Raw genomic sequence first — 23,602 nt, forward strand, 5'->3', positions numbered from 1 at the left:
CGCCATCGCGATCGGTCACCGGCGGGGGCACCGGCCGCCCCGTCACGCGGTACTTCTCCCCCTCGCGTCCCGCCAGCGGAAAGGCCAGGCAGACCCGGCGGGCGAACCCCGCGAGCAACCGGTTGGTGAGCCCCAGGTGGCTGTCGGCCTCGGTCAGCACGAGCGGGATCCGGCTGACCGCGGCCACCGCGCCGACCGGCCCGGCGACGTAGCCGCCGCCGCCCATCACGGCGTCGGGACGCACGTCACGGAGGATCTTGCGCGCGGTGCGCAGCGCGGCGGCGGCGCGCACCACGCCGCGGGCGGCCTTCAGCGGGTTGGTTCGTGACAGCCCCTCCACCACGATCGGGCGCAGCTCGTAGCCCGCCTCCGGAACCAGCGTCTTCTCGGCGCGCTCGCCGCCGACGAAGACGACGCGTGCGCCGGCCTCAGCCCGCAGCGCGTCGGCGACCGCCAGCGCTGGAACCACGTGCCCGGCTGTCCCGCCGGCCGCGATCAGAATCGTTGGTGGCATGCCTCCGGGACCCTGCCATATCGGGGACGGCTTGCAGCTTGACGTTCCCGCCGCTTGCGACGTTCAGCAGAACGCCCATCCCAGCGAGCAACACGACGAGGTTGGTCGACCCATAGGAGATGAAGGGCAGCGGCACGCCGGTCAGCGGCGCGAGGCCCAGCACCGTGAAGACGTTCAACATCGCCTGGCTGAGGAAGAGCGAGGTGATGCCGGCCGCGAGGAGCTTGGCGTAGGTGCCGCGCGCGTTCTTGGCGACGCGCAGGCCCGCGTAGGCGACCAACCCATACAGGAACAGGATGCCCCAGATTCCGATGACGCCGAGCTCCTCGCCGACGATGGCCAGGATGAAGTCCGTGTGGGCCTCGGGCAAGAACAGGTTCTTCTGCAGCGACTCGCCGAGGCCACGGCCGAAGAGGTGCCCGGAGCCGATCGCGATCTGTCCCTGCACCGACTGAAAGCCCTCGTTGCCCGCGTGCGCCCACGGGTCCAGGAACGTCATCAGACGGTCGCGCCGGTAGGGCGCGGTCATGGCGTACATCAAGACCAGCAGCGCTCCGCCGCCGGTCGCGGCACCGAGCCAGCGGATCGGCATGCCCGCGGCGACGAGCATCGCGGCCATCGTGAAGCAGATGACCAGCGCGGTGCCGAGGTCGGGCTGGGAGGCGATCAGCAGGACGGCGCCGCCGGCGACCAGGGCGAGCGGCCCGAGGTTCTGCGGACGGCGCAGCAGCGCGGGGCGCTCGGCGAGGATCTTGGCCGCGTAGAGCACGAGCGCGAGCTTCATGACCTCCGAGGGCTGGAAGACGATCGGCCCCGCGCCGAGCCAGCGGCGCGCGCCGTTGACCGACACGCCGAAGCCCGGCACCTTGACCAGCAGGAGCGCGACGAACGAGCCCGCTAGCAGCGGGACGGTCGCCTTGAGGACGAGGTCGAGTCCCCGACGCGCGATCAGCTGCATCAACACGAAGCCGACAGCGCCGTAGGCCACGTACTTGACCATGAACGACGTGCCGTCACCCTGCCCGGAGAGCAGCGTGCGTGCGGACGAGGCAGAGAACACCATCACCGCCCCTGCTGCCAGGAGGCAGAGGGTGGCGGTGATCAAGATGCTGTGCTCGATCGGGTGGGGATGGCGGCGGCGGGCCATCAGGCCCTACATTCGCGCCAGCGTCCGAAAAGCCTCCCCGCGAACTTCGAAGTTGTCGAACTGGTCGTAGGAGGCGCACGCGGGTGACAGCAGGACGACCTCGCCTGGGCGGGCTGCCGCGCGTGCGGCGGCGACCGAGCGATCGAGCGTCTCGCAGTCGCGGAGCGGCGCGGCGCCGTCGAGGACCGCGTGCAACGCGGGTGCCTCGGCGCCAATCAGGTAGACCCCGGCACAATGCCGGGCGACCGCGTCGCGCAGGGGCGTGTAGTCCTCCGCCTTGCCCTGGCCGCCCATGATCGCGTGGACCGGGACGTCGAACGACGCGAGGCCGACGAGCGCCGCGGCCACGTTGGTGGCCTTGGAGTCGTTGACGTAGGTGACGCCGTCGTGGACGGCGACCTCCTCGAGGCGGTGCGGCACGCCGGCGAACGTCTTGAGGCCGTTGCGCACCGCGTCGATCGGCAGCCCGCGCGCCAACGCGACCGCCGCCGCGGCCATCGCGTTGTGCACGTTGTGGGGTCCGCGCAGGACGAGCTCGTCGGTGCGCAGCAAGGGCGTCTGGTCCCACCACAGCGTGCCGGCCCGCAGCGACAGCTCGTCTTCGGGAGAGTCGCCGAAGCAGACGCGGCGCGCGCAGCCGCCGAGGTCTGGGATGTTCAGGCCCTCGGACGCGACCGCGATGTCGTCGTTGCCCTGGTTGGCGAAGACCTGCAACTTGGCCTGGTGGTAGGCGGCCAGCGAGCCGTGGCGGTCGAGGTGATCGCTGTCGAGGTTGAGCAGGACGGCGGCCTCGGGGGCGAACGCGAGGGTGTCCTCCAGCTGGAAGGACGAGGCCTCGCAGACGACGACGGCGTCGTCTGCCGGCTTGTTGTCGTCGAACGCCAGGGACGAATACGCGGTCCCGACGTTGCCGACGACAGCAACCGGGATGCCGGCCTCACGGTGCAGGTGGCCGAGCAGCTCGACGGTCGTCGTCTTGCCGTTGGTGCCCGTGACCGCGATCACCTCGTTGGGGACGCAGCGCCAGGCGAGCTCCAGCTCGCCGAGGACGGGGATGTCGCGCTCGCGGGCGGCAGTGACGACAGGCGCGGTGGCGGGGACGCCGGGGGACTTGACGACCGCACGGACGCGCTCCAGGAGCGCCACGCCGTCGGTGCCGGCGTGGAGCTCGACGTCAGACGGGAGCTCAACGCTCGGCAAGCGCTCGGTGGGTGCGGAGTCGACAGCGATGACCGCCTCGCCGCGTTGATACAACAGCGCGGCAGCCGCCTGGCCGGAGCGGGCGAGGCCGACGACGAGGTAGGGACCGGGTGGGAGTGGTGGACGCGGGGCCATCGACGGCCGGGACGGTAGTGGCTGGGGCGGTTGTGGTCCTAGGAGGATGGTGGCGCATGCGTTGGTGACGCCCAGTGCGCTGCGTCTTTGGTGCTGCGCGACGTGGTCTGTCGGCACCGAGGAGAGCGAGCGGAGATGACGACTCGGTGCGGGACTCGTCGTCCGCGAGCGCCAGGGCCGGCGGAATCGGGGCCGAATCGGCGCCCTCGCGAGATTCGGGGCCGAATCAGAGATCCGGGTCGGCGAGTGTCCCTATGTGGGACACCAGACGACACGGACCGCGGCGCATCTACGATTCGTGCCCGAACGCCCCCGCTGTCCCGCGATCCGGGCCACGGACGACGAGCCAACGCCGCGGACTCCTACCCCGCTCGCTCTCCTCGGTGCCGACAGACCACGGTGCGCGCGAGGGTCAGCGCCCGAGCTGAGCGCCAACCACGTCAGAAGCTAGGAGATCGACTGCTGGTAAATCGTGAACCCACTCGCCGCACACACCGCAGCGATGATCCAGAAGCGCAGGATGATCTTGGTCTCCGACCACCCCATGATCTCGAAGTGATGGTGGATCGGGGCCATCAAGAACACGCGCTTGCGAAAGGTCTGGAAGGAGAAGACCTGGATCAGCACGCTCAGCGCCTCGACGACGAAGATCCCGCCCAACAGGATCAGCAGCTCCTCCGTCTTGGTCATCACCGCCAGGCCGGCGACCGCGCCGCCTAAGCCCAGCGACCCCGTGTCCCCCATGAAGATCGTCGCCGGGAACGCGTTGAACCACAAGAAGCCGACGCAGGCGCCGACCAGGCAGCCCGCGAGCAGCGAGAGGTCGTCCTGCCCGCTGGTGATGAACGTGATCCCGATGTAGGCCAACAACACGATCGCCGCGCAGCCCGCCGCCAGCCCGTCCAGCCCATCCGTCAGGTTCACCGCGTTGGTCGTCCCTGCCACCACCAGGTAGATGAACAGCGGGTAGAAGATCCCCAGGTCGACGGTCGCGTCGATCGTCCGCAGCCGCAGTGTCGCGGGCAGGTCGGCCTTTTGGGTCGCGATGTACCACAACAACAACGAGATCGCGACCTGGCCGCCGAGCTTGGCCTTCCCGCTGAGCCCCAGCGACCGGCGCCGGATGATCTTGGTGAAGTCGTCGGCGAAGCCGAGCAAGGCGGACAACATCGCGACCGCGTAGACGCCGACCGAGCGCCAGTCGTAGTCACTCAACAACAGGAACGGCACCGAGATCGCCGTGAAGATGATGATGCCGCCCATCGTGGGCGTGCCGGCCTTCTCGTGATGGCCCTCGGGCCCCTCCTCGCGGATGTTCTGGCCGAACTCACGGCGCCGCAGATAGGAGATGAACGAGGGGCTGAGGAAGATGCAGATCAGCAGCGACGCCATCCCGGCGATCAGGACCTCGCCCATCAGGCGGCCAGCCCCTGGGCGACGACCTCGAGGCCGACGCCGCGCGATGCCTTGACCAGGACGGTGTCGCCGGGCGCCAGCAGCGGGCGGAGCGCGCCAACGACGTCGACGGCGCGGTCGACCGCGATCGTCGTGCCGCCAAACGCCGGGCCCATCGCGGTGGCCAGCGGGCCGACGGTCACCAGCAGATCGAGCCCCGCGCCGCGGGCGTGGACGCCGATCTCCTCGTGAAAGCGCACCTCGTCGGGCCCTAACTCGAGCATGTCACCGAGCACGGCGACGCGACGTCCAGACGTGGACGCGGCAAGGTCGTCGAGAGCGGCGCGCATCGACATCGGGTTGGCGTTGTAGCAGTCGTCGATGACGACGAGCCCGCCGGGCAGCTCTCGGCGCTGGCCGCGGAGCTCGCTCAGCGCGACGTCCAGGCGCCCTGTCGGCTCGACACCGACCGCCCGCGCGGCGGCCAACGCCGCCAAGGCGTTGGACCGCATGTGGGCGCTGAGACGATCTCCACCCACCCGGAGTTCGAGACCCTCCGGCAGCTCGTCCACGTCGCCCCCGGGCCCGAACGTCACGGTCGTGACGCCCTCCGGCAGCGTTGCGAGATGGGTCGCGAGCAGCGGCTCATCGACCGGCACGATTGCCGTCCCGCCCGGCTGCAGCCCCTCGATCAGCTCGGCCTTGGTGGCGGCGATCGCCTCGATGGTGCCCAACAGCTCCAGGTGGACGGGCCCGACGTTGACGACGACGCCGACGTCGGGCTCGGCGATCGCGACGAGCTCGGCGATCTGACCGGCCCCACGCATCGCCATCTCTAACACGAGCACCTCGGTCCCCTCCGGTGCGCTGAGGACCGTCAGTGGGAGTCCGATCTCGGTGTTGAGGTTCAGCGGCGTGGCGACCACGCGGCGCTGCTGGTCGACCATCGCGGCAAGCAGGTCCTTGGTGGAGGTCTTGCCGGTCGAGCCGGTGACGCCGATGACCTGCGCGCCGAGCTCGCGCCGCCACGCGGTGGCCAGCCGCTGCAGCGCGACCAGGGGATCGGCCGCGACGAGCACGACGCCGTCGCCGTCGGTTCCGGCCCATTGCTCACCGACCAGGACGCCCCAGGCACCCGCGGCCAACACTTCGGTGGCAAAGCGCCCGCCATCGACCCGCTCTCCAGGCAGCCCGACGAAGAGATCACCCGGACCCGCGCGGCGCGAGTCGATGACGGCCCGCGACGGCCCGCTAGCGGACGCGCCAGGCTCGACGAGCCGCGCACCTGCGGCGGCGGCGATCCGTTCAGCGTCCCAGCCGCGCACGCAGCGCCTCCCGGGCGACCTCGCGGTCGTCGAAGTCCAGCTTCACGCCGCCGGCGATCTCCTGGTAGGTCTCGTGGCCCTTGCCGGCGATGACGACGACGTCGCCCGGCTCGGCGAGGCCGATCGCGTGGTCAATCGCCTCGTGGCGGTCGACGATCCGCACCGCCTCTGCGCCGGCGCCTTCCGCGATCGCGGCGATGATCGCCTCCGGATCCTCGCTGCGCGGGTTGTCGGAGGTGATGACGACCGCGTCGGCGTGCTGCGCGGCCGCCGCGCCCATCAGCGGGCGCTTGCCGCGGTCACGGTCGCCGCCGGCGCCAACGACGACGATCAGACGGCGCGTGGCCAGCTCGCGCGCGGTGCGCAGGACGTTGTCGAGCGCGTCGGGCTTGTGCGCGTAGTCCACGATGACCGCGAACTCCTGGCCCTCGTCGACGGGCTCGAAGCGCCCGGGCACGCCGCCGGCGCCAGGCAGCGCGGCCGCGATCGTCGCGTCGTCCACGCCCAAGGCGCGCGCCGCGGCCAGGGCGACCAGCGCGTTGAGGACGTTGAAGCGCCCGGGCAGGGGCGCGCGGAGCGCGACGCCGTCGACCGTGAAGTGGGTCGACGCCGGCCCGGCCCGCAGCTCGGTCGCGCGCACCGCTGCATCGGGCGTGTCAATCCCGATCGTCACCGCTTGGCGGAAGTCCTGCGCGAGCCGCGCGCCGTAAGGGTCGTCGACGCAGGCGATCAGCGTGGCGCCCTGCTCGGAAGCCACCTCGAACAGCCGCCGCTTGGCCAGGAAGTAGTCCTCCATGTCGGCATGGAAGTCGAGGTGGTCCTGGGTGAGGTTGGTGAACGCGGCGACGTCCCAGTGGATCGCGTCGGCGCGATGCAGCGCGAGCGCGTGCGAGGAGACCTCCATCACCGCGGAGTCGTCGCTGCCATCGCGCATCGCACGAAACGTGCGCTGCAGGTCGATCGCCTCGGGCGTCGTGCGCACGACCGGGTGCTCGGTGCCGCCGACCCACGACGTCACGGTCCCGATCAGCCCCGTCTGGCGCCCGGCGGCCTCCAGCAGCGCGCGCGTCAGATACGAGGTGGTGGTCTTGCCGTTGGTGCCCGTGATCCCGACCATCGCCAGCTCGGCGGTGGGATCGCCGGCCAGGCGCGCGGCGGCAGGCGCCATCGCCGTGCGGACATCCTCGACGAGCACCTGGGGCACGGGGAGATCCAGCGGATGGTCGACGACCAGCGCGACCGCGCCGTTGGCAACCGCCTCGGGTGCGTAGCGATGGCCGTCGGCCCTGAAGCCGCGCACGCAGAAGAAGGCGGTTCCAGGCTGGACGGCGCGCGCGTCGTAGGCCAGCGCGGCGACGTCGATGTGCGGGAGCGTGGGGTCCGCGAAGAGGTCGCCCAAGAGCATCGCGGCGACCATAGCGAGAGACACGGCCTGGGGACCCGGCTGCGGCGACACGGCCGGCCCGTCCAGGCCCAGCCCACTGGGGGTCGCCTCCGCCACCCCTCCGACCTTCTACTTCGACGGGGGGATCTTCTGGTACTGCAGGGCGAAGCTGGCGATCTTGCCGAACGCTGGCGCCGCGACCTGCCCGCCGTAAATCCCGCCCTTGGGCTCGTCGACCATGATCGAGATCAGGAGCTTCGGGTTCCGCGCGGGCGCGAAGCCCACGAACGACGCCACGTAGGCCGACTGCGAGTACTCGTGGGTGACCGGGTCGATCTTGTTCGCCGTGCCGGTCTTGCCCGCCAATGTGTAGCCGGGGATCGGCTTGACCTCTGACGCGGTGCCGCCCGGCGCCAGGACGCCCTCGAGCATCGTGCGCAGCGACGCGGCCGTCGAGGCGGACATGATCCGGCGTGCCGCGGGCTCGGCCTGCATGCGGCCGTCGATGCGGCGGACCAGATGCGGCGTGCGCAGGACGCCGCCGTTGGCTATCGCGCCGTAGAACTGGGCGATCTGCATCGGCGTGACGGCCTCGCCCTGACCGATCGGCAGGTTGCCCATCGAGGAGCCCGAGTAGTTCTTGAGCTGCGGGACGATGCCCTGCTCCTCGCCCGGCAAGTCGGTACCGGTGAGCTTGCCGAAGCCGAACTTGCGGACGTAGTAGTCAAAGCGCTGCTTGCCGAGCAGCTGGCCGATCGTGATCGCGCCGACGTTGTCGGACTGGGCCAGGATGTCGGACGTCGTCATCGTCGCCCAGCCGCGATCCTCGGCGTTCTTGATCGTGCGATCGGCGACGACGATCTGCGGCGGCAGGTTGAAGGAGGTGTCGGGCGTGACCTTGTGGTCTTCCAGCGCCCCGGCCACCGTGATGGCCTTGAACGTGGAACCTGGCTCATAGGTGATGCCGACCGCGCGGTTCTGCCGCGCGTAGTCCGGCGCCGCCGACGGATCGTTGGCGTTGATCTGCGGCCAGTTGGCCAGCGCCAGGATCTCACCGGTCTTCGGGTTGGTGACGATCGCCGTCGCGCCCTTGGGGCGGTAGGTCTTGCCGATGCCGCCGAGGACGGACTCGACGTCGTCCTGGATGTTGGCGTCCAGCGACAGCTCGACCTCGTCGCCCGGCTGGGCGCGCTTGATGTCGCGGACCTGGACGTCCTCGCCGACGCCGTCGCGCACGATTCGCCGCTGGCCGTCGGTGCCGTGGAGCTTGGAGTCCAGCGAGTACTCGACGCCGGCGTACCCCTTGCCCGCCATGTTGACGCCGCCGAGGACCTGCGAGGCGAGGAACTCGCGCGGGTAGGTGCGACGCTGGCCGGGCGTGAAGTCGATGCCCGGGATCTTGAGCGCGCGGATCTTGTCGGCGGCGTCGCCGGGGACGTGATGGCCGAGGTAGACAAAGCCGGTGTCGCGGCGCGAGAGCTGCTTGAGGACGACGTTCTCGTCGACGCCCAGCAACGGCGCCAGCTGTGTCGCCGCCTTGGCGGCGTCGGTGACGAGATACGGCGTGGCCGTGACGTCGTCAGCGGCTTGGGAGACGGCGAGCTCGGTGCCGTGGCGATCGACGATCGTGCCGCGGTGGGCGGGCACGATCGGCTCGGTGACCTGCTGGCTGGTTGCGGCGCGGGCGAGCTTGCCGCCCTGCAGCGTGCCGAGCTGCAGCGAGCGCATGCCCGCCAGCAGGATCAAGCACAAGAAGAACGCGAAGAGGAGGCCGATGCGGCGTTCGACCAAGACCATCGGGAACTACCCCTGCGGGGGCGCCACCGCGCCACCGGAGGTTGAGGCTGTGGTGGGTGTGGCGGTGGTCTGCGGGGTTGGCGCCGGTGTGGGGGTCTGACTCTGGGCGGTGATCGGCGCCGCGGCGGCGCCGGTGGTCTGCTGCGCGGCAGGCGCCGGCGCGGTGGTCGCAGCCGCGGGCGCGGTGCTCGCCGCCGGAGCGGGCGCCGCGGCGACGGTGCCCGTCGGGGTCGTGGCCGGGGCGGTGGCGGTCGTCGTCGTCGAGGCCGCGGCCGCCGTCTGCGTCACGGCGGCGCCGGTGGCGGCCGCGGTCAGCGCGGCGCCCGTCGTCTGCCCCGCGGCCAGCGCGGTCGCGGCCTTCGAGCGGGCGATGGCCTCGGCGTCGGCCGAGGTCATGCGCTGGGCCGCCGCGGTCGCCAGGCCGCGGACCGCGGCCGTCACGTAGTGCGTGCTGCCGTCAGCCGGCACGACCATGCCGAGGTGGCGTGCCGCGTCGTCGATCCGGGTGCCCGACTCCATGCCCGACACGGCGGCGCGCAAGTTGGTGTTCTGGCGCTCCAGCGTCGCGGCGCTCTGCACCGCGCGGCCGATGCCGGCGTTGAGCTTGAGCATCGAGACCTGCATGAAGACGATCCCCATGAGGCCGGCGGCGACGATCGGGATCCAGAGGCGACCGCGGATCAGGCGATCGAGGAAGCGGGAGTCGGCGAGCGCGCGGGAGCGGTGCAGCGCGCGCAGGATGAAGGGGTCGGGCGTGGGCGCGCGGCGGGCGCGAGGAGCGTCGGCGCCGCGGCGCGGCCGAGCGGCCGGGCCGGAGACGCGCCTCGGCGCCCGTGGAGCGACCGGACGGGTGAGCGTGCGACCGGCGGCGGTTGCGGCTGGAGGGGTCATACGGCGTCTTCCTCTTCCCTGAGCTTGCGAGCGGCGCGCATCCGGGCGGACGCCGAACGGGGGTTGCTGGCGATCTCGCCGGCCGATGGGGCGATGCCCCGGCCGATCAGCTCCGCCTCGGGCGTGCGTCCGCAGACGCAGACCGGAAGTTGCGGCGGGCACGTGCAGCCTTCGGCACGTGCGGCGAGGAAGCGCTTCACGCGCCGATCTTCGCCGCTGTGGAACGAAATGCCTGCAAAGCGACCATTGGTCCGCAGGATCTGCCAGGCGAGCGGCAGCGCCGCGTCGACCTGGCCGAGCTCGTCGTTCACCGCGATCCGGATCGCCTGGAAGCTGCGCTTGGCGGGGTGGCCACCGGCGAAGCGCGCCTTGACGGGGATCGAGTTGTTGATGATGTCGACGAGCTGGCTGGTCGTCTCGATCTCCTGCTCCTCGCGCACGCGGCCGATCGCGCGGGCGATCTGGGAGGCGTAGCGCTCGTCGCCGTACTCGCGCAGCAACTGCGCGATCCGGCGCACCTCCCACGTGTTGAGGACCGTGCGCGCGTCGAGCTCCTGCTCGGTGTCCATGCGCATGTCCAGCGGCGCGTCGTAGCTGTAGGAGAACCCGCGCTCCCAGGTGTCGACCTGCATCGAGGAGATGCCGAGGTCCACGTAGACGAGGTCGGCGCGGATGCCCTCGGCCAGCAGCTCGCGCAGGCCGTCGGCGAAGGAGGCGTGGACGAAGCGGGTCGTGCAGCCCACCTCGGCGGCGAGCGCCTCGAAGTGCGATGCGGCGACCGGGTCGCGGTCGATCGCGATCAGCGTGCCGGTCGGGCCGAGCCGCTCGGCGATCAGGCGGGCGTGCCCGCCGGCGCCGAAGGTGCAGTCGATGGCGACTTGGCCCGGCTGCGGATCCAGCGCCTCGATCAGCTCGCCGGCGAGGACCGGGACGTGGGAGGCGGTCATGTCATAAGGGATAGTGAGCATCACGCGGTGGCCGGCGCGTCAAACGCCGCCGAGATGTCGAAGATGTCGGCCGCGAGCTGGTCGTTGTAAGCGGTCCAGGCGTCGCGGTTCCAGAGCTGCAGGTGGTCGCCGGCACCGACGACGGTCACCTCGCGCGTGAGCTTGCCGTGGTCCATGAGGAACGGCTGCAGCGGCACGCGGCCGGCGCTGTCGAGGCCCGCGGGCGTCGAGTTGGCAGAGAGGAAGGTCATGATCTTGCGCCCGCGCTGGCTCATCGGGTGCACGTCCTGCAGCGCCGCGCGACGGAAGTCGTCGTAGCCGGCGGTCGGCCAGATCGCGACGCAGGGCTCGATGTCCTTGGCGAGGACGAGGCCACCTTCGAGCGCGCCCCGGTAGCGCGCAGGAACCGTGAGGCGGTTCTTGGCGTCGAGGGTGTAGTCGGCTTGACCGGTGAACGAGGTGTCCATGAGGACGGGCGCATCGCGTGAAAGAAGAAGAAGGGCCGGGGTGGAGGAGTGGGAGGAGCTCCTCCACCCCGGTCCGTAGGTGGCGTTCTATCCCACTCTCCCCCACGATGCAACACCTATCCCACACATTTCCCCACATTCGGACCGCCGCGGCGCCAAGAACGGTGGAAAAACCGCATGGAGACGGGCTTTCCGGCGGTGGGACGCGGTGGGAGAACGTTTGGCCAGAAACGCATCCGGCGTTGCAAAACGCCGGCACGCAGCGGCGATTGCGGAATTCACGCCGTTCCGTCCGCGGCGTGTGCCTGCGGTGAGAGCGCGTGAGACGGTCTGGACGACCGATCGAGCGGTGCCTCCCACGGCAGCCGACCGCCGTAGGATTCGCTTCATGCGCTCCTCTTTCCTGCCCCGCGTTCTCCCTGCGTTGGCGGTCCTCGCAGCCATAGCGGTCCCGATCGCCGGCTGCGGCGACAGCTCCTCCAGCTCGAGCAGCGGCAACGCCGGCGCCGACCCCGCGGCGTTCCTGCCCGCCTCGGCCCCGGTCTACGTCGAGGCGCAGGTCCAGCCCACGGGGGAGCTGAAGACCAACGCGACCACGGTCGCCGGCAAGATCCTGCGGACCGCCGACCCGGGCGGCAAGATCGTCGGGCTGATCGACAAGGGGCTCAAGGACGACGGCGCCAGCTACGAGCAGGACATCGCGCCGTGGCTCGGGCAGCGCGCGGGCCTGGCGATCACCGGCATCGGCACCGGCGGCAAGGATCCCGACGTCGTCGCGGCGATCGCGAGCAAGGACGACGGCGCGGCGCAGAAGTTCGTCGACGGCCGCAAGGGCGGGAGCGACCGTGAGTACCGCGGGGTCAAGTACCGCTACAAGGCGGATGACGACCTGGCGGTGGCGGTCGTCGACCACGCCGTGGTCCTGGGAACCGAGCGTGGCTTTAAGTCGGCGATCGACGCGCGGTCGGGCGACACGTTGGCCAGCTCCGTGACGTTCAAGAAGGCGCGCGAGACGGTGGGCACCGACGGGCTTGGCTTCGTCTACGCCGATCCGGGCCGGTTCTTCGACCTGGCGGTCGGCGCCGCGTCGGGGAAGACCGCGGGCATCGACGCCGCGCAGCTGAAGATGTTCAAGGGCTTCTTGACCGGCAGCGGGCTGCAGTCGGTGGCGGCGAAGCTCGACGTGGCGAGCAACGCGGTGCGCATCGACGCCGCGGCGATCGGGCTCAAGACGAAGGTCGGCAGCGGCGACGGGCCGGGCGCAGCGGCGGCCGTGCCTGCGGGCTCGTGGCTGAGCATCGGCGTCGGCGACGTCGGCGGCACGATCACCAAGGCCATCGGCACGCTCGGTGACTCGGGCGCCACGGGCGGCATCGATCCGGCAACGTTGTTGCAGGGGTTGCAGTCGCAGCTCGGCATCGACGTGCAGAAGGACCTGCTGTCCTGGATGGGCGACGCGGCGCTGTTCGTCCGCGGCACGTCGAAGGACGATCTCGGCGGCGCGCTGGTCGTCCAGTCCAAGGACCCGGCGGCGTCGCGGAAGTCGATCGGAACGCTGCGCAAGCTGCTGGCAGGGTTGAACGTCAAGACGGCTGCGCTGAGCGGCGCCGGCACGTCGGGCGCCGAGGGCTTCTCGGTCGACGTTGGCGGCCCCGCCCCTGACGGCATCCAGGTCGCGGCCAAGGACGACAAGTTCGTGGTCGCCTACGGCAAGGACGCGCTGGCTGACGCCTTGAACCCTTCGGGCAAGCTCGGCGACTCGGAGCCGTTCAAGACCGCGGCGGGGCTGTTGGAAGGCGCCAAGCCGTCGCTGTTCCTCGACACGCCGGGCTTGGTCAAGTTCTTGTCGGCCGTCGTGGGCGATGACAAGGACTTCGTGAAGGCCAAGCCGACGCTGGACGCCTTCGGGCCGGCGGCGGCGGGCATGTCGTCAGACGGCGACGTGACGCGGCTGAAGGTCGCGGTCGCGGTGCCGTAGCGGAACCGCGGGTTGCTGGTGCGCGTGCCGGCGCTTACGGCACGCGCACGAGGCGCGGGTTCGGCCGCGCTTGACGGCCGACCTTGGCGACCGGGGCGCCGTCGACGGCGACGATGTCGGCCGTGAAGTCGTTCTGGCCGCGCAGCAGCGAGGAGCCGACGCCGTAGGCGTCGACGGGCGCGCCCTCGGTCTCGAAGCGCCGGATCTTCTCGGCGTCGAAGCCGCCGGAGGCGACGATCTTCACGCGTTGGTGGCCGGCAGCGTCGAGGGCGGCGCGGACACGGCGGGCGAGCTCGACGTTGACGCCGCGCGGTGCCGCGTCGCCGAGGTCGGCGAGCGCCTCGTCGACGAGCGTCTCGGCGGTGTCGAGGCGGACGCCCCAGAGCGCGTCGCCGAGCGCATCGGCGACCGCGACGGCCGTGCGCGCAGAGTGGTTGTCGAAGTCGACGAGGACCGTGACGTTGATGCGATCGCGATAGCGGTCAGCGAACGCGCGCGCCGCCGCGACGGTGTCGCCGCCGAACGCGGCGATGAGCGCATGTGGCACGGTGCCCACGCCACGGCCGCCCCACCACGAGGCCTGCGCGTCGGTCGAGACGCCGATCGCGCCGGCCACATGCGCGGCCCAGCCATCGCCGGTCTGCACCAGCCAGTGGTCGTGGCGGGCCGGGAAGAACAGGATCTCCTTGCCGCGCGCGGCGTCGACCACGGCGCGGACGTTGCGCATCACCAGCGACCGGCGCGCCATGCAGCCCAGGTAGACCGTCTCCAGATGCGCGAACTGGGTGTAGTCGCCCTCGATCGTCAGCACGGTCTCGCGCGGCGCGATGGCGTCGCCCTCGTGGAGGGCATGGACGACGAGGTCATCCCACGCGGACAACCAGACGCCGTCAGGCCCCACGCGCCCGGCGCCGACCTTCAGCACGGCGATCGCCTCGTCGACACCTCCGAGCAGCGACTCCTGCTTCTGGAAGACCTGCATCAGGACGCGCGGATGGCGATCCTGGGCTTCGAGCAACTCCTTGGTGGAGGTGAAGTACGCATCGCTGTAGTAGCCCGCCCGCAGCCGGCCGACCGGCAGCTGGAACGTGGCGGGGTCGAGCCGCTGTGGGTCCGATGCCATCGGCCCGAACCTAGTGGGTCGCGCTCGGCGTGACGCGCCAGGGCGGGGCCGTGGCGTCCGGCCCATAACGCCGGCGCACGCGATTGCCGCGCATCACGCGAGCCCATGCACGAGGCCGGCCGCGACCACGAGGAGCACCGCGGGGACGAGCAGCAGCGCGACGGCCAGCTGGATCCGCGGCGCGGCGCGTGCGGCCTGCTCATGGAGGGCGCGAGTGCGATCGGCCCGCGCCGCTTGGGCAAGCGCGGTCAGCGCCGGCGCCAGCGGCGCGCCGTGGCGATCGGCGCGAGCGATGGCGGCGGTGAGCAACCCGATGGCCGGCAGCGGAAGGCTACGTCGCAGCGCAGCGAGGGCGTCGGCGCGCGGAACGCCGAGCGCCAGCCGCTCAGAGACGATCCGCAATTCGGTCGCGACGAGCCCGCCGCGGCGCCGGCCGACCTCCGTCAGCGCGCGGCTGACCGGAAGCCCCGCGACGATCGCGACCCGCAGGAGGTCGAGCACATCGGCGAGCTCCACCCCAGCCCGGGCGGCACGGCGCCCGGCCCGACGGGCGAGCCACAGGTCCGGCGCGAAGAAACCGGCCGCGGCCACGGCCGGGAGCGCAACGATGGTCATGCGCAGCGGCAACGCGGCAAGCGCCGGCGCCGCGGCGAGGGCAACGGCGGCGCCGGCCCCGCCCTTGACCGCCATCGCATCGGCGGTGCGCACCGCCGATCCCAGGCCGGCTGCCGCCAGCCGCGCATCGAGCTCGCCGGGCGGCGCAGGGACGCCGAGCCGCCGACCGAGGCGGGCCAGCATCGCGACGCCACGAGCCGCCCGCGAGCCGCCACGGGCCGTCCGCGACCTGCCACGGGCCGTCCGCGAGCCACCAGGCGCCGACGTCGTTGACCCACGTGCTGAGGCAACGCGCGCGGTGGTGCGACGTGCCTCGATGACCGCGGCCAGATCAGTGAGCCCAGCCGCCAGGAGCATGCCGGCGAGCGCCGCCAAGGCGATCGTCACGACGCCCCCACCACCGCGCCGGCACAGGGTGCGACCAAGGCAATGGTCATGATCCACCCACGCGCGCGATACGACCGATCGCCGCCAGCGCCACGCCGGCGAGCGCCATGCCCGCCAGCAGCAGGAGACGAGAGCGCGCATCGGCAACGAGCGCGCCGAGGGTGCCAGGCGCGAGCAGCTCACCCAGGGCCAGCGCGGCGCAGGGCAAGCCCGCAACCAGGCGAGCTGTCGCACGGGCTTGGGCGGTGAGACCGCGAGCGTCAGCCTCGACCCGACGAGCGTGCTCGGCCGCCTCGGCGATCGACCGCAGCAGCGCGGCGAGATCCCCGCCGGCTTCGCGCTGCAGGAGGATCGCGGCGACGAGCGTGTCCCAAGCGGGATGGGCTGCACGATCGCGCAGGCCGATCAGGACCTCCTCCGTTGGCACGCCGAGGGCGAGCCGGTGGGCAACGGTGCGCAGCTCGGCCCCCGCGACGCCCGGCAGACTGTCTGCGCCGAGCCCTTCGAGCGCGCCGCGAATCGCGTGGCCGCCGGCAAGCGCATCGGCCAAGGCCCGCGCGACGCCGGGCGCACCGTCGCCCAGCGCCCGTCGCCAGCGGCGGTGTCGCGCGGCAAGCACCGGGCCGACGGCCGCAGGACCAGCGGCCGCAAGCGCGAACCCCGCCACCGGTCCCGCCAGCAGCCAGCCCGCGACCAGCAGCGCGCCCGCACCGATGATCGCCAGGCGCCGTCGCTCCGGCACCGTCGGCATGCGCCCGACCCTGCCGGCCAACCGCAGCGGTGCCAGCGCACGGCCGACGGCTCGCGCCGGGCGGAGCTGTTCAATGAGCGTCAGCGTCTCCCACGCGCCAAAGACGCCGAGCATCGCCGCCGTGGCGGCAAGCAGCGGGCCGGTCACGCCGCTGACCGCATGACAATGGACTCGCTTGCACGGGATTGATGCGTCATGCGGCTGACCGCATGACGATGGACTCGCTTGGACGGGATTGACGGGTCATGCGGCCTCCAGCCGGGATGCAAGCTCCTCCGACAGCGCGGCACGCCAGCGCGGTCTGGTGGTGTTGTAGGTGTAGATGTCGCGTGTGGCGGGACCGGCGGCGATGCGGACGACCTCGGTCACGGCGGTCACCTGACGGCGGCCGTCGGGGAAGCGGGCCTGATGGACGATGAGATCGAGGGCGTCGGCGATCTGCTCGCGAATCGCGGGCAGCGGGAGATCGACATCGGCCATCAGCGCCAGGGTCTCGACGCGGCGCAAGGCCTCCCCGGGCGAGCCGGCGTGGACGGTGGAAAGCGACCCGTCGTGGCCGGTCGTCATCGCCGCCAACATCTCCAGCGCCTCGCCACCGCGAAACTCCCCGATGACGATCCGGTCCGGACGCATCCGCAAGGCGTTGCGCAACAGGTGACGCATGGTGATCTCGCCCCGACCCTCGACGTTCGGCGGGCGGCCTTCGAGACGGAGGACATGGGGTTGTTGGAGGCGCAGCTCGGCGGTGTCCTCGATCGTCACGATCCGATCGCCTGCGGCGATGAACGAGGACAACACCCCCAAGGTGGTGGTCTTGCCCGAACCCGTGCCGCCGCTGATCAGGATGTTGAGCCGGGCCCGGACCGCCCGCGCGAGGAAATCCCGCAGCGGCGACGACCACGTGCCGCGCGCGATCAGCTCGGCGGCGTCCAATGGCGTCGGCCGAAAGCGGCGAATCGTCAGCAGCGGGCCGTCGACCGCCAGTGGGGGCAGCACCACGTTAATTCGCGAGCCATCGGGCAGCCTTGCATCGACCATCGGCTCAGCCTCGTCGACGCGCCGACCCAACGGCGCGAGGATGCGTTCGATCGCATGTCGCAGCTCGGCCTCATCGGCGAAGGCGACGGTCGTGGCCTCCAGGCAGCCGGCGCGCTCCACCCAGACCGAGGCGTCGGGTCCCGCACCGTTGACCATGATCTCGTCTACATCGGGGTCGGCCAGCAGCGGCTCCAGCGGACCGAGGCCGAACGAGCGGCGGGCGACTCGGGCGACGAGCTCTGAGCGCGTCGACGCGTCGAGCAGCCCCGCCTCGCGATCGACCAGCAGGCGGATGCGCTCGGTGAGCGGCGCACCGCCGCCGTCAGCCTCGGTCAGCAGGCGATCGCGAAGCTGATCGGCAAGGTCGTCCAGGGCGCGGTCCACGCCTCCTTAGGCACGGGACGGCGGAACTCACCCCTGCGTGGTCAGGGCGCGGACGTCCGTGCTGACGAGACCATCGCGGCGGGCCGGTGGGGGCGGGCGGGGCGGGCGGGGCGGGCGGGGCGGGCGGGGACCGTTAACAGCAGCGGCCGGGCGGAGTGATCCGCCCGGCCGCGATGCCGAGAGTGGTGCTGTGCTGAGGCCGCTTACGGACCCTGCGGGCCGCTGGAGTAATCCCACGCCTCAGCGAACGAGGGCGACGGCGTCCAGGGACCGAAGACCGTGCCGACGTAGTGGTCGGCCGCCGTCGGATCGGCAAGAACGGCGTTGTGGTAGTCGTCCCACACCACGAAGGGCCATGCGAACGGGATCGCCTCGCCGGGCATGCCGCTCGTCGCCGTGTCGCTCACCTTGTCAAACGGCGGCCATGCCGTACCGCTGAGCGGGATGTAGCGGCTGCACGTCAGGGAGTGCGGATTCGGCAGGCACGGGTTGAACGGATGGACCCGGTAGCCGGTCTGGTAACGGCTGAGCTGCATCTCGGCGAAGTTCGACCAGCCGTCGTTGTCCTGGTCGTCGGCGCCGTCGAGGATCCCGTCGCCGTCGCTGTCGGCGTCGACCGGATCGGGGTCCGCGAACGCGCGCAGGGTGTACATCGGCTCGATGTAGCTGTTGCCGCTGCCGTGCGGCGGCGGGACGTGCCAGTCGATGCCCTTCCACCAGGCCTGGGTCCCGCGGAAGTTGAACTCGACGTTGTTGGAGAGGCCGTCGCCGTCGAAGTCGCGCTCGTCGTCGGTGAGGTTGCCGTCACCGTCCAGATCGAGGTACCGCTGGGCCTGCGTGATGACCGGCTGCGTGCCCCCGGTGTTCTGGGTGCCGTCGCTGTATTGCGTCAGCGGGAAGCCGGTGCCGCCGGCCTTCCAGAGCTTGTACTCCTGCCACAGCAGGAGGCCGTCGCCGTCGAAGTCGTAGTTGGTGTCGGTCGGATCGAGCGGGTTCGGCCACGGGCGCTTGCCCGGGTAGGGGACCGCAGCGCCGTTGAGGTCGACCGCCGACCAGAACTCGTAGCCGTCGATCAAGCCGTCACCGTCGGTGTCCGCGGTGCAGGGATCGAGGCTGTATTGGATCTCGGTGCCGTTGGCGATGCCATCGCTGTCGGCGTCAGCGGCGGGCGCGGCTGCGGCCTGCTCCTGACAGGTCTTGTATGCCAGCGCGGCGGCCTGCTGCGCGGCCGCCGCGGTGCCGGGCGCCGCGTCGGCGCCGGGCAGCGGGCTCACGACCGGCGAGCGGCTGTTCTTGGTCCAGCTCTTGCTCATCTTCGTCGCGACGACGCGCAGCCGGAGCTGGGTGGCAACTCCGAGGCCATCGCGCTGAGCCAGCAGGCCGGCGACCTTGGGCGGGACGGTCACGACGACCTTGGTGCTCGTCGAGGAATCGGCCTTGACGAAGACGACCGGCTTGCCGGCACGGTAGAACGCGACGCTGCTCTTGGCCTTCCCGGCACTGAGATGCGTGCCCTTGATCGTCAGCTTCTCCGAGATCGTGAGCTTGCGCGGGGAGATGCTCGAGATCGTCGGATAGACGGGCTTCGGCTTGGAAGCCGCGTTGGCAACCGCGGGGGCCAGAAGACTGGCCACGGCGAGGACGAGAGAAAGGGAACGAAGAGATCGCAGCATGAGTAGCCTCGGCCCGGGGTATCGGTCGCGTGGGGCGACCCTTGAGGTGGGGACCCCCGCGTGGACGGGTGGCCGATGGCGTCCTGACGTCCGTGGGAAGACGTGGCGGCGCTCGTTCGAGGTGCTCATCGGAGGTCGGATCCCACCGTCGTCCCGGCCAGGCCATGCCGCCGGTCGCCGGCCGCGCGGGGCAGCAGGCGCAGCTCGCGCGCAAAGGACTGGGCCGCCGCGAGATAGACCGCCTGGCGCACGGTGACGCGCAGTGACACCGCGACACGGTCCCCGACGGCATCCGCACCATCGCCGGCAGCCGCGACGTGCGCGGCAAGCACCTCGGCGTCCTCCAGCGCGACGGTCGTCGCGCCGCTGCCATCACCGCGCTCCCGCGTGACGAGGACGTCGACGCGGCCACCGGGCCGGATCAGCTCGGCGGAGCCACGCGCCACGAGTTCCGCCACGCGCTCGCCGGGACGGACCGGCGCGCCGACCGCGCGCGTGCCGTCATCGACCGACGACGGCACGACGTCCTCGCCCGGCTCCAACGCGACGGCCGCCCGCGTGCCGGCCAGCGCGCTGACCGACGCATAGGCAACGGCGGGCGCGAAGCGCGCCGGCACACGACGGATGGCGAGGTGGCGCGCGTCGAGCGCGGCGCCCGCCGCGACGCGACTGCGAACCACGACGACCGGCACGGATGGCCCGACGGCCCGACGCAGCGCGGCCTCGCGCCCCGCCACGTCGGAGGCGGCGAGGCCGCCGAGCAGCAGCGCCAGACCCACGAGGACGGCAGCGCGCCGGCCGTGGGTCATGCGGACCGACCGCCGAGCGGCAGCTCGATGGCCACGCCGGGCGCGGTCGTCAGCGCGGAGATGCGGCCGCCGCAGTGGGCGAGAACCGTGCGCGTGATCGCCAGGCCCCGGCCACGGGCCCCACGGCCGGCACGTGGGCGGCGCGAGAGCTCCGCGACGGAGGCCGGCAGGCCCGGGCCATCATCGGTGACCTCGACCCGGATCCGATCGCCGATCCGGACCGTGCGGATCACGATCTGCCCGTCGCCATGCTCGATCGCATTGGCGATCACATTACTCAGTGCCTGACCGAGGCGGAGCGCATCGGCATGGACGAGGGCCGTGTCTGGGCCGGGCTCCAGCGTCAGCGTCCGACCGTTAGCCGCAGCGACATCCCGCCAGGTCTGGAGCTGGACGGTCAACAGCTCGTGGAGGTCGACGTCCCGGGGGCGCGCCGCCGACGGATCCTCGAGCGCGAGCGCCGCCCGGCGCAGCTCCAACTCCAGCGCGGCGACGAGCACCGGGCCCACGTCGCCGCGTCGGGCCGCTCCGTGGAGTGCGAGGTGCGCGGCCGTCAGCGGCCCACGCACCTCGTGAGCGACACGGGCGGCACGCTCACGCAGCGCGCGCACGGTCCAGCGCCCGTGTACCGCGGCCGCCAGCGCCAGCACCACGGCGCTCGTCAGGACAAGCACGCCCGTCATGCCGCCACCAGGCCGCTGAGGCCCGCATCCAGGCCCAGGTCGTCGACGAGGCGGTAGCCGACACCCCAGACGTTGAGGACGTAGCGGTCGCCGCCGACGCCGAGCTTGCTCCGCAAACGACAGGCATGGCTGTCCAAAGTCCTCGTCTCGCTCACCGCGCGGTAACCCCAGATCGTCCGCAAGAGCTCAGCCTTGGTGTGCACGGTGGTGGGCGCCGACGCCAGAACGCGCAGCAGCGAGAACTCGGTCTGTGTCAGCTCGACCGGCTGGCCGCCGACGCGAACGGTGCGCGAAGCCGGATCGAGCTCCAGCGCACCGACGCGCACGCGACCGCCCCGACGGCGGCCCTCGGAGCGACGCAGCAGCGCACGAACCCGCGCGCGCAATTCTGCATAGAGGAACGGCTTCGCCAGAAAATCGTCTCCGCCCGCCTCAAAGGCGCGGACGCGATCGGTGTCGCCGCAGCGGCCGCTCAACACCAGCAGCGGCGTCTGCGGATCGATGCGGCTCGCAAGGCCATCGGCAGCACGGACGCGCCGGACGATCTCCAACCCGGAGCCGTCGGGCAAGCCCACGTCGAGCACCGCGAGGTCCGGATATTTCGTCTCCAGCAGACGTACGGCGTCCGCAGCCGTCTCGGCGATCAGCAGGTCGCAGCCGTCGGCGGTCAGCTCGTCGGCCAGGAACGTCCGCGTCGTGGCGTCGTCCTCGGCCACGAGGATGGTGGCGGGCGTGTCGTGGGTCATGCCCCCTTAGGGCGCGGCGTTGCAGAACTCGCCCCCCTCGGCCCGGAAGCAGGGGCCTGCCCGGACACCCCGAAACCCCTCGGACTGCGAGCCGCAGATCGTCCGGCACTTCGTATGTGCCGGATGCGGACGGACTGCAAGATCCATCCCATGACCTGCGAACGCGAAGGGATCGGGCATACGATGCCGACGACTTCGGGAGCAGCCGTCTTACCTCGGCGCGACTCGAACTGATCACCTTCATGAACGACGCACGCCGAGGCAACTACGACAGCGGTGAGGACTTCGTCCTCGAATACGGCGAACTCCGGTTCACCTTCAACGAGCGCGACTTCCGCGAGCGCTGCGAGCAGGCCGCCAACAAGCTGGGGTTCGTCTCCGGCCGCTTGGACGACCCCGAGCTCGAGGATCTCGTGACCCTGTCGGTCAACGGCGAGATCCAGGAGCCTGCGTCCGCGCTGGGCGAGCACGTCAACGACTGCTGGCCCGAGCTCGTCGGCCCAAGTGACCGTTCGCTCGTGCACTGGCTGCGCCGCCTCGTCTTCCGCTCCGCCTGGCTCGACCAGCGCGTGAAGGAGAACGAGCTCGACGTCGAGTTCGACGAGGAGAGCTCGACCTTCATGTACGTCCAGCCGGACCGCGACGGCGAGCCCGTCGAGCTGGCGCCCGAGCCCTCGTGGGGCCGGGTCGCCTACGTGCCGCGCTGAGCGGCACGCAGGCCCCGCGTTAGATCTCCTAGGCGCCCAGGGCCTGAGCCCGCGCCTGCGCGATCGCATCCGCACCGGCGTCGCCGACCAGCAACTCCGGGCGCAGCGTGCCGCTGGCCACGAGGTCGAGCGCCGGGAAGCGGCCCGTCCGCGTCAGCGTCCGATCCAGGGCGATGATCGTCGTCTCGCCGCCGACCGGCGCCGTGGCGGTCGCGACGATCGTCAGCGAGCCGCCATCGACGACGTTGCGGGCGGCGGCCAGGGCGCGCCGGGCCGCGTGCGGGGGCACGGCGTCGAGGCCGTCGATCAAGACGACGACGTCGCCGCCACGGGCGGTGATGCGCTTGGCGGTGTCGACCGCGCGCTCGACGGCCTGGCCGGCCGCGTCGGGGCTGGCGCCCAGCGACAGCGAGGCGACGGGCTCGATCTCGCCCGCGCGCCACTCGGCGCACTCCTCGGGCCGCACTGCGGCGAGGACGACATGGACCTCGAGACCCTCGACCCCGCGCAGCGCGCCCGCCAGGCGCTTCAAGGCCTCCGACTTGCCGGCGTGCGCTTCGCCGACGATGGCCACACGCGAGCCCTTGCCGATCGGCGTCAGCCACTCGATCGCCTTGAGCGTCGCGTCCTCGGAGCCGAGCGCGAGGCGCTCGGTCGGCAGCGTGCACGGCAGGTCGTCGAAGTGCGTGCCCTCGGCGACCTCGTCGGCCGGGCGGCCGTTGATGGTGTCGATGCGGATCAGCGACGGGTAGCGCTCGGAGCGGCGCGGCTCGCGGACCGGGCCGCCGACCTTGTCGCCTGAGACGAGCTCGCAGCGGCGCACCTGGGCGGCCGATACGTAGACGTCGTCGTCAGACGGCTCCGGCGGCGTGAGGCGGACGAAGCCTGAGCCGTTGGGCAGCAGCTCGACGGTGCCCTCGATGACGCGGTCCTCGCGCTCGGCGGGGCGGGCGTCGCGCTCGTCGCGATCACGGTCGCGATCGCCGTTGCGGTCTCCCCCACGCTCGCGGTCCCCACCGCGGTCGCGATCGCGCCCACCGCGGCCGCCACGCGAGCGGCGCTTGGGGCGCTCCTGCGCCTCGGCCTCGGTCTCGACGTCGGAGTCGCCGACGGGCTCGACGTCGATGTCGAGCTCGACCTCAGCGGCCTCCTCGGCCGCGATCTCCTCCTCGACGACCTCGTCCTCGGTGGCGATCACGTCCTCGTCGGCGTCCTTGCGGCGCGAGCGCGAGCTGCGGCCGCCGCGCGAGCGGCGCTTGGGGGCCTCGGTGGCATCGGCGCTCGCGTCGCCGTTGACGGCAGCGGCCTCGACGGCCTCCTCGCCACCCTGCTGGACGATGATGCGATCGACCAGGTCGGCCTTGCGCAGACGGCGGTAGCCGTCGATGCCGAGCTCGGAGGCGATGGTGTGAAGATCGGCGAGTGGGCTCGCCTCAAGGGCAGAGCGGGTGATGACGGACATCTTGGTCCTCCTCGGACAATTCGGGTGTCGGTGGGCGTCCGCCT

The 23,602-nt window shown here is 71.7% G+C and carries 21 protein-coding genes; 2 read left to right on the forward strand and 19 right to left on the reverse strand.

Features of this window, described 5'->3' with window-relative positions; genetic code table 11:
• The 10 genes from VGO10_RS12310 to VGO10_RS12355 form a co-directional block, all read right to left on the reverse strand.
• A partial coding sequence (locus VGO10_RS12310; RefSeq protein ID WP_327468680.1) for a UDP-N-acetylglucosamine--N-acetylmuramyl-(pentapeptide) pyrophosphoryl-undecaprenol N-acetylglucosamine transferase occupies nucleotides 1–469 on the reverse strand: 469 nt, incomplete at its 3' end.
• Nucleotides 429–1,661, reverse strand: coding sequence for a putative lipid II flippase FtsW (gene ftsW / locus VGO10_RS12315; RefSeq protein ID WP_327468682.1), 1,233 nt, complete (start codon nucleotides 1,659–1,661; stop codon nucleotides 429–431). The genes ftsW and VGO10_RS12310, both read right to left, overlap by 41 nt.
• A 6-nt stretch (nucleotides 1,662–1,667) precedes the next feature.
• The gene (murD, locus tag VGO10_RS12320) at nucleotides 1,668–2,996 is read right to left on the reverse strand and encodes a UDP-N-acetylmuramoyl-L-alanine--D-glutamate ligase (RefSeq protein WP_327468684.1); all 1,329 of its coding nucleotides are present in this window, start codon (nucleotides 2,994–2,996) and stop codon (nucleotides 1,668–1,670) included.
• Nucleotides 2,997–3,443: 447 nt separating this feature from the next.
• A complete protein-coding gene (mraY, locus tag VGO10_RS12325) occupies nucleotides 3,444–4,412 on the reverse strand; it encodes a phospho-N-acetylmuramoyl-pentapeptide-transferase (protein WP_327468686.1) in 969 nt (322 codons plus the stop codon).
• On the reverse strand, nucleotides 4,412–5,716 hold the full coding sequence (locus VGO10_RS12330; RefSeq protein ID WP_327468688.1) for a UDP-N-acetylmuramoyl-tripeptide--D-alanyl-D-alanine ligase: 1,305 nt from the start codon (nucleotides 5,714–5,716) through the stop codon (nucleotides 4,412–4,414). The genes mraY and VGO10_RS12330 overlap by 1 nt, the downstream gene beginning before the upstream one ends.
• On the reverse strand, nucleotides 5,697–7,121 hold the full coding sequence (locus VGO10_RS12335; protein WP_327468690.1) for a UDP-N-acetylmuramoyl-L-alanyl-D-glutamate--2,6-diaminopimelate ligase: 1,425 nt from the start codon (nucleotides 7,119–7,121) through the stop codon (nucleotides 5,697–5,699). Before VGO10_RS12335 ends, VGO10_RS12330 begins: the two co-directional genes overlap by 20 nt.
• A 108-nt stretch (nucleotides 7,122–7,229) precedes the next feature.
• Complete coding sequence (locus tag VGO10_RS12340) at nucleotides 7,230–8,897, reverse strand: penicillin-binding protein 2 (RefSeq protein ID WP_327468692.1); 1,668 nt, start codon at nucleotides 8,895–8,897, stop codon at nucleotides 7,230–7,232.
• Nucleotides 8,898–8,903: 6 nt separating this feature from the next.
• The gene (locus VGO10_RS12345) at nucleotides 8,904–9,788 is read right to left on the reverse strand and encodes a hypothetical protein (protein ID WP_327468694.1); all 885 of its coding nucleotides are present in this window, start codon (nucleotides 9,786–9,788) and stop codon (nucleotides 8,904–8,906) included.
• Entirely contained in the window at nucleotides 9,785–10,735 is a 951-nt protein-coding gene (gene rsmH / locus VGO10_RS12350; protein ID WP_327468696.1) for a 16S rRNA (cytosine(1402)-N(4))-methyltransferase RsmH, read from the reverse strand. The genes VGO10_RS12345 and rsmH overlap by 4 nt, the downstream gene beginning before the upstream one ends.
• A gap of 20 nt (nucleotides 10,736–10,755) precedes the next feature.
• Nucleotides 10,756–11,202 (reverse strand): hypothetical protein, encoded by a 447-nt coding sequence (locus VGO10_RS12355; RefSeq protein WP_327468698.1) that lies wholly within the window; start codon nucleotides 11,200–11,202, stop codon nucleotides 10,756–10,758.
• 388 nt (nucleotides 11,203–11,590) lie between these two features.
• On the opposite strand from VGO10_RS12355, the gene VGO10_RS12360 reads away from it, so the two are divergent.
• Complete coding sequence (locus VGO10_RS12360) at nucleotides 11,591–13,180, forward strand: DUF3352 domain-containing protein (protein ID WP_327468700.1); 1,590 nt, start codon at nucleotides 11,591–11,593, stop codon at nucleotides 13,178–13,180.
• Nucleotides 13,181–13,214: 34 nt separating this feature from the next.
• On the opposite strand, the gene VGO10_RS12365 is transcribed toward VGO10_RS12360, so the two are convergent.
• The 8 genes from VGO10_RS12365 to VGO10_RS12400 form a co-directional block, all read right to left on the reverse strand.
• Nucleotides 13,215–14,303: a quinolinate phosphoribosyl transferase gene (locus tag VGO10_RS12365; RefSeq protein WP_327468702.1), complete on the reverse strand. Its 1,089-nt coding sequence runs from the start codon at nucleotides 14,301–14,303 to the stop codon at nucleotides 13,215–13,217.
• Between the two features lie 93 nt (nucleotides 14,304–14,396).
• A complete protein-coding gene (locus VGO10_RS12370) occupies nucleotides 14,397–15,305 on the reverse strand; it encodes a type II secretion system F family protein (RefSeq protein WP_327468704.1) in 909 nt (302 codons plus the stop codon).
• Nucleotides 15,306–15,351: 46 nt separating this feature from the next.
• On the reverse strand, nucleotides 15,352–16,203 hold the full coding sequence (locus VGO10_RS12375) for a type II secretion system F family protein (RefSeq protein ID WP_327468706.1): 852 nt from the start codon (nucleotides 16,201–16,203) through the stop codon (nucleotides 15,352–15,354).
• A 96-nt stretch (nucleotides 16,204–16,299) separates the two neighbouring features.
• Nucleotides 16,300–17,478: a CpaF family protein gene (locus tag VGO10_RS12380; RefSeq protein ID WP_327468707.1), complete on the reverse strand. Its 1,179-nt coding sequence runs from the start codon at nucleotides 17,476–17,478 to the stop codon at nucleotides 16,300–16,302.
• A 203-nt stretch (nucleotides 17,479–17,681) separates the two neighbouring features.
• A complete protein-coding gene (locus VGO10_RS12385; protein WP_327468709.1) occupies nucleotides 17,682–19,112 on the reverse strand; it encodes an IPT/TIG domain-containing protein in 1,431 nt (476 codons plus the stop codon).
• Nucleotides 19,113–19,276: 164 nt separating this feature from the next.
• The gene (cpaB, locus tag VGO10_RS12390) at nucleotides 19,277–19,960 is read right to left on the reverse strand and encodes a Flp pilus assembly protein CpaB (RefSeq protein WP_327468711.1); all 684 of its coding nucleotides are present in this window, start codon (nucleotides 19,958–19,960) and stop codon (nucleotides 19,277–19,279) included.
• Entirely contained in the window at nucleotides 19,957–20,643 is a 687-nt protein-coding gene (locus VGO10_RS12395; RefSeq protein ID WP_327468713.1) for a sensor histidine kinase, read from the reverse strand. Before VGO10_RS12395 ends, cpaB begins: the two co-directional genes overlap by 4 nt.
• A complete protein-coding gene (locus VGO10_RS12400; RefSeq protein WP_327468716.1) occupies nucleotides 20,640–21,389 on the reverse strand; it encodes a response regulator transcription factor in 750 nt (249 codons plus the stop codon). Before VGO10_RS12400 ends, VGO10_RS12395 begins: the two co-directional genes overlap by 4 nt.
• A 242-nt stretch (nucleotides 21,390–21,631) precedes the next feature.
• On the opposite strand from VGO10_RS12400, the gene VGO10_RS12405 reads away from it, so the two are divergent.
• Entirely contained in the window at nucleotides 21,632–22,096 is a 465-nt protein-coding gene (locus VGO10_RS12405; RefSeq protein ID WP_327468718.1) for a hypothetical protein, read from the forward strand.
• Nucleotides 22,097–22,124: 28 nt separating this feature from the next.
• Here VGO10_RS12405 and VGO10_RS12410 read toward each other — a convergent pair whose 3' ends face one another.
• On the reverse strand, nucleotides 22,125–23,558 hold the full coding sequence (locus tag VGO10_RS12410) for a Rho termination factor N-terminal domain-containing protein (protein ID WP_327468720.1): 1,434 nt from the start codon (nucleotides 23,556–23,558) through the stop codon (nucleotides 22,125–22,127).
• Nucleotides 23,559–23,602 lie beyond the last annotated feature (44 nt).

Source organism: Baekduia sp. (genome assembly GCF_035996765.1).
Lineage (GTDB): Bacteria > Actinomycetota > Thermoleophilia > Solirubrobacterales > Solirubrobacteraceae > Baekduia.

What these genes read in the sequence shown, in the direction of transcription:
- ftsW (WP_327468682.1), bottom strand. Translation starts at nt 1,661, where the DNA reads ATGGCCCGCCGCCGCCATCCCCACCCGATCGAGCACAGCATCTTGATC.
- murD (WP_327468684.1), bottom strand. Translation starts at nt 2,996, where the DNA reads ATGGCCCCGCGTCCACCACTCCCACCCGGTCCCTACCTCGTCGTCGGC.
- mraY (WP_327468686.1), bottom strand. Translation starts at nt 4,412, where the DNA reads ATGGGCGAGGTCCTGATCGCCGGGATGGCGTCGCTGCTGATCTGCATC.
- VGO10_RS12335 (WP_327468690.1), bottom strand. Translation starts at nt 7,121, where the DNA reads ATGCTCTTGGGCGACCTCTTCGCGGACCCCACGCTCCCGCACATCGAC.
- VGO10_RS12340 (WP_327468692.1), bottom strand. Translation starts at nt 8,897, where the DNA reads ATGGTCTTGGTCGAACGCCGCATCGGCCTCCTCTTCGCGTTCTTCTTG.
- VGO10_RS12345 (WP_327468694.1), bottom strand. Translation starts at nt 9,788, where the DNA reads ATGACCCCTCCAGCCGCAACCGCCGCCGGTCGCACGCTCACCCGTCCG.
- rsmH (WP_327468696.1), bottom strand. Translation starts at nt 10,735, where the DNA reads ATGACCGCCTCCCACGTCCCGGTCCTCGCCGGCGAGCTGATCGAGGCG.
- VGO10_RS12355 (WP_327468698.1), bottom strand. Translation starts at nt 11,202, where the DNA reads ATGGACACCTCGTTCACCGGTCAAGCCGACTACACCCTCGACGCCAAG.
- VGO10_RS12360 (WP_327468700.1), top strand. Translation starts at nt 11,591, where the DNA reads ATGCGCTCCTCTTTCCTGCCCCGCGTTCTCCCTGCGTTGGCGGTCCTC.
- VGO10_RS12365 (WP_327468702.1), bottom strand. Translation starts at nt 14,303, where the DNA reads ATGGCATCGGACCCACAGCGGCTCGACCCCGCCACGTTCCAGCTGCCG.
- cpaB (WP_327468711.1), bottom strand. Translation starts at nt 19,960, where the DNA reads ATGACCCACGGCCGGCGCGCTGCCGTCCTCGTGGGTCTGGCGCTGCTG.
- VGO10_RS12395 (WP_327468713.1), bottom strand. Translation starts at nt 20,643, where the DNA reads ATGACGGGCGTGCTTGTCCTGACGAGCGCCGTGGTGCTGGCGCTGGCG.
- VGO10_RS12400 (WP_327468716.1), bottom strand. Translation starts at nt 21,389, where the DNA reads ATGACCCACGACACGCCCGCCACCATCCTCGTGGCCGAGGACGACGCC.
- VGO10_RS12405 (WP_327468718.1), top strand. Translation starts at nt 21,632, where the DNA reads ATGAACGACGCACGCCGAGGCAACTACGACAGCGGTGAGGACTTCGTC.
- VGO10_RS12410 (WP_327468720.1), bottom strand. Translation starts at nt 23,558, where the DNA reads ATGTCCGTCATCACCCGCTCTGCCCTTGAGGCGAGCCCACTCGCCGAT.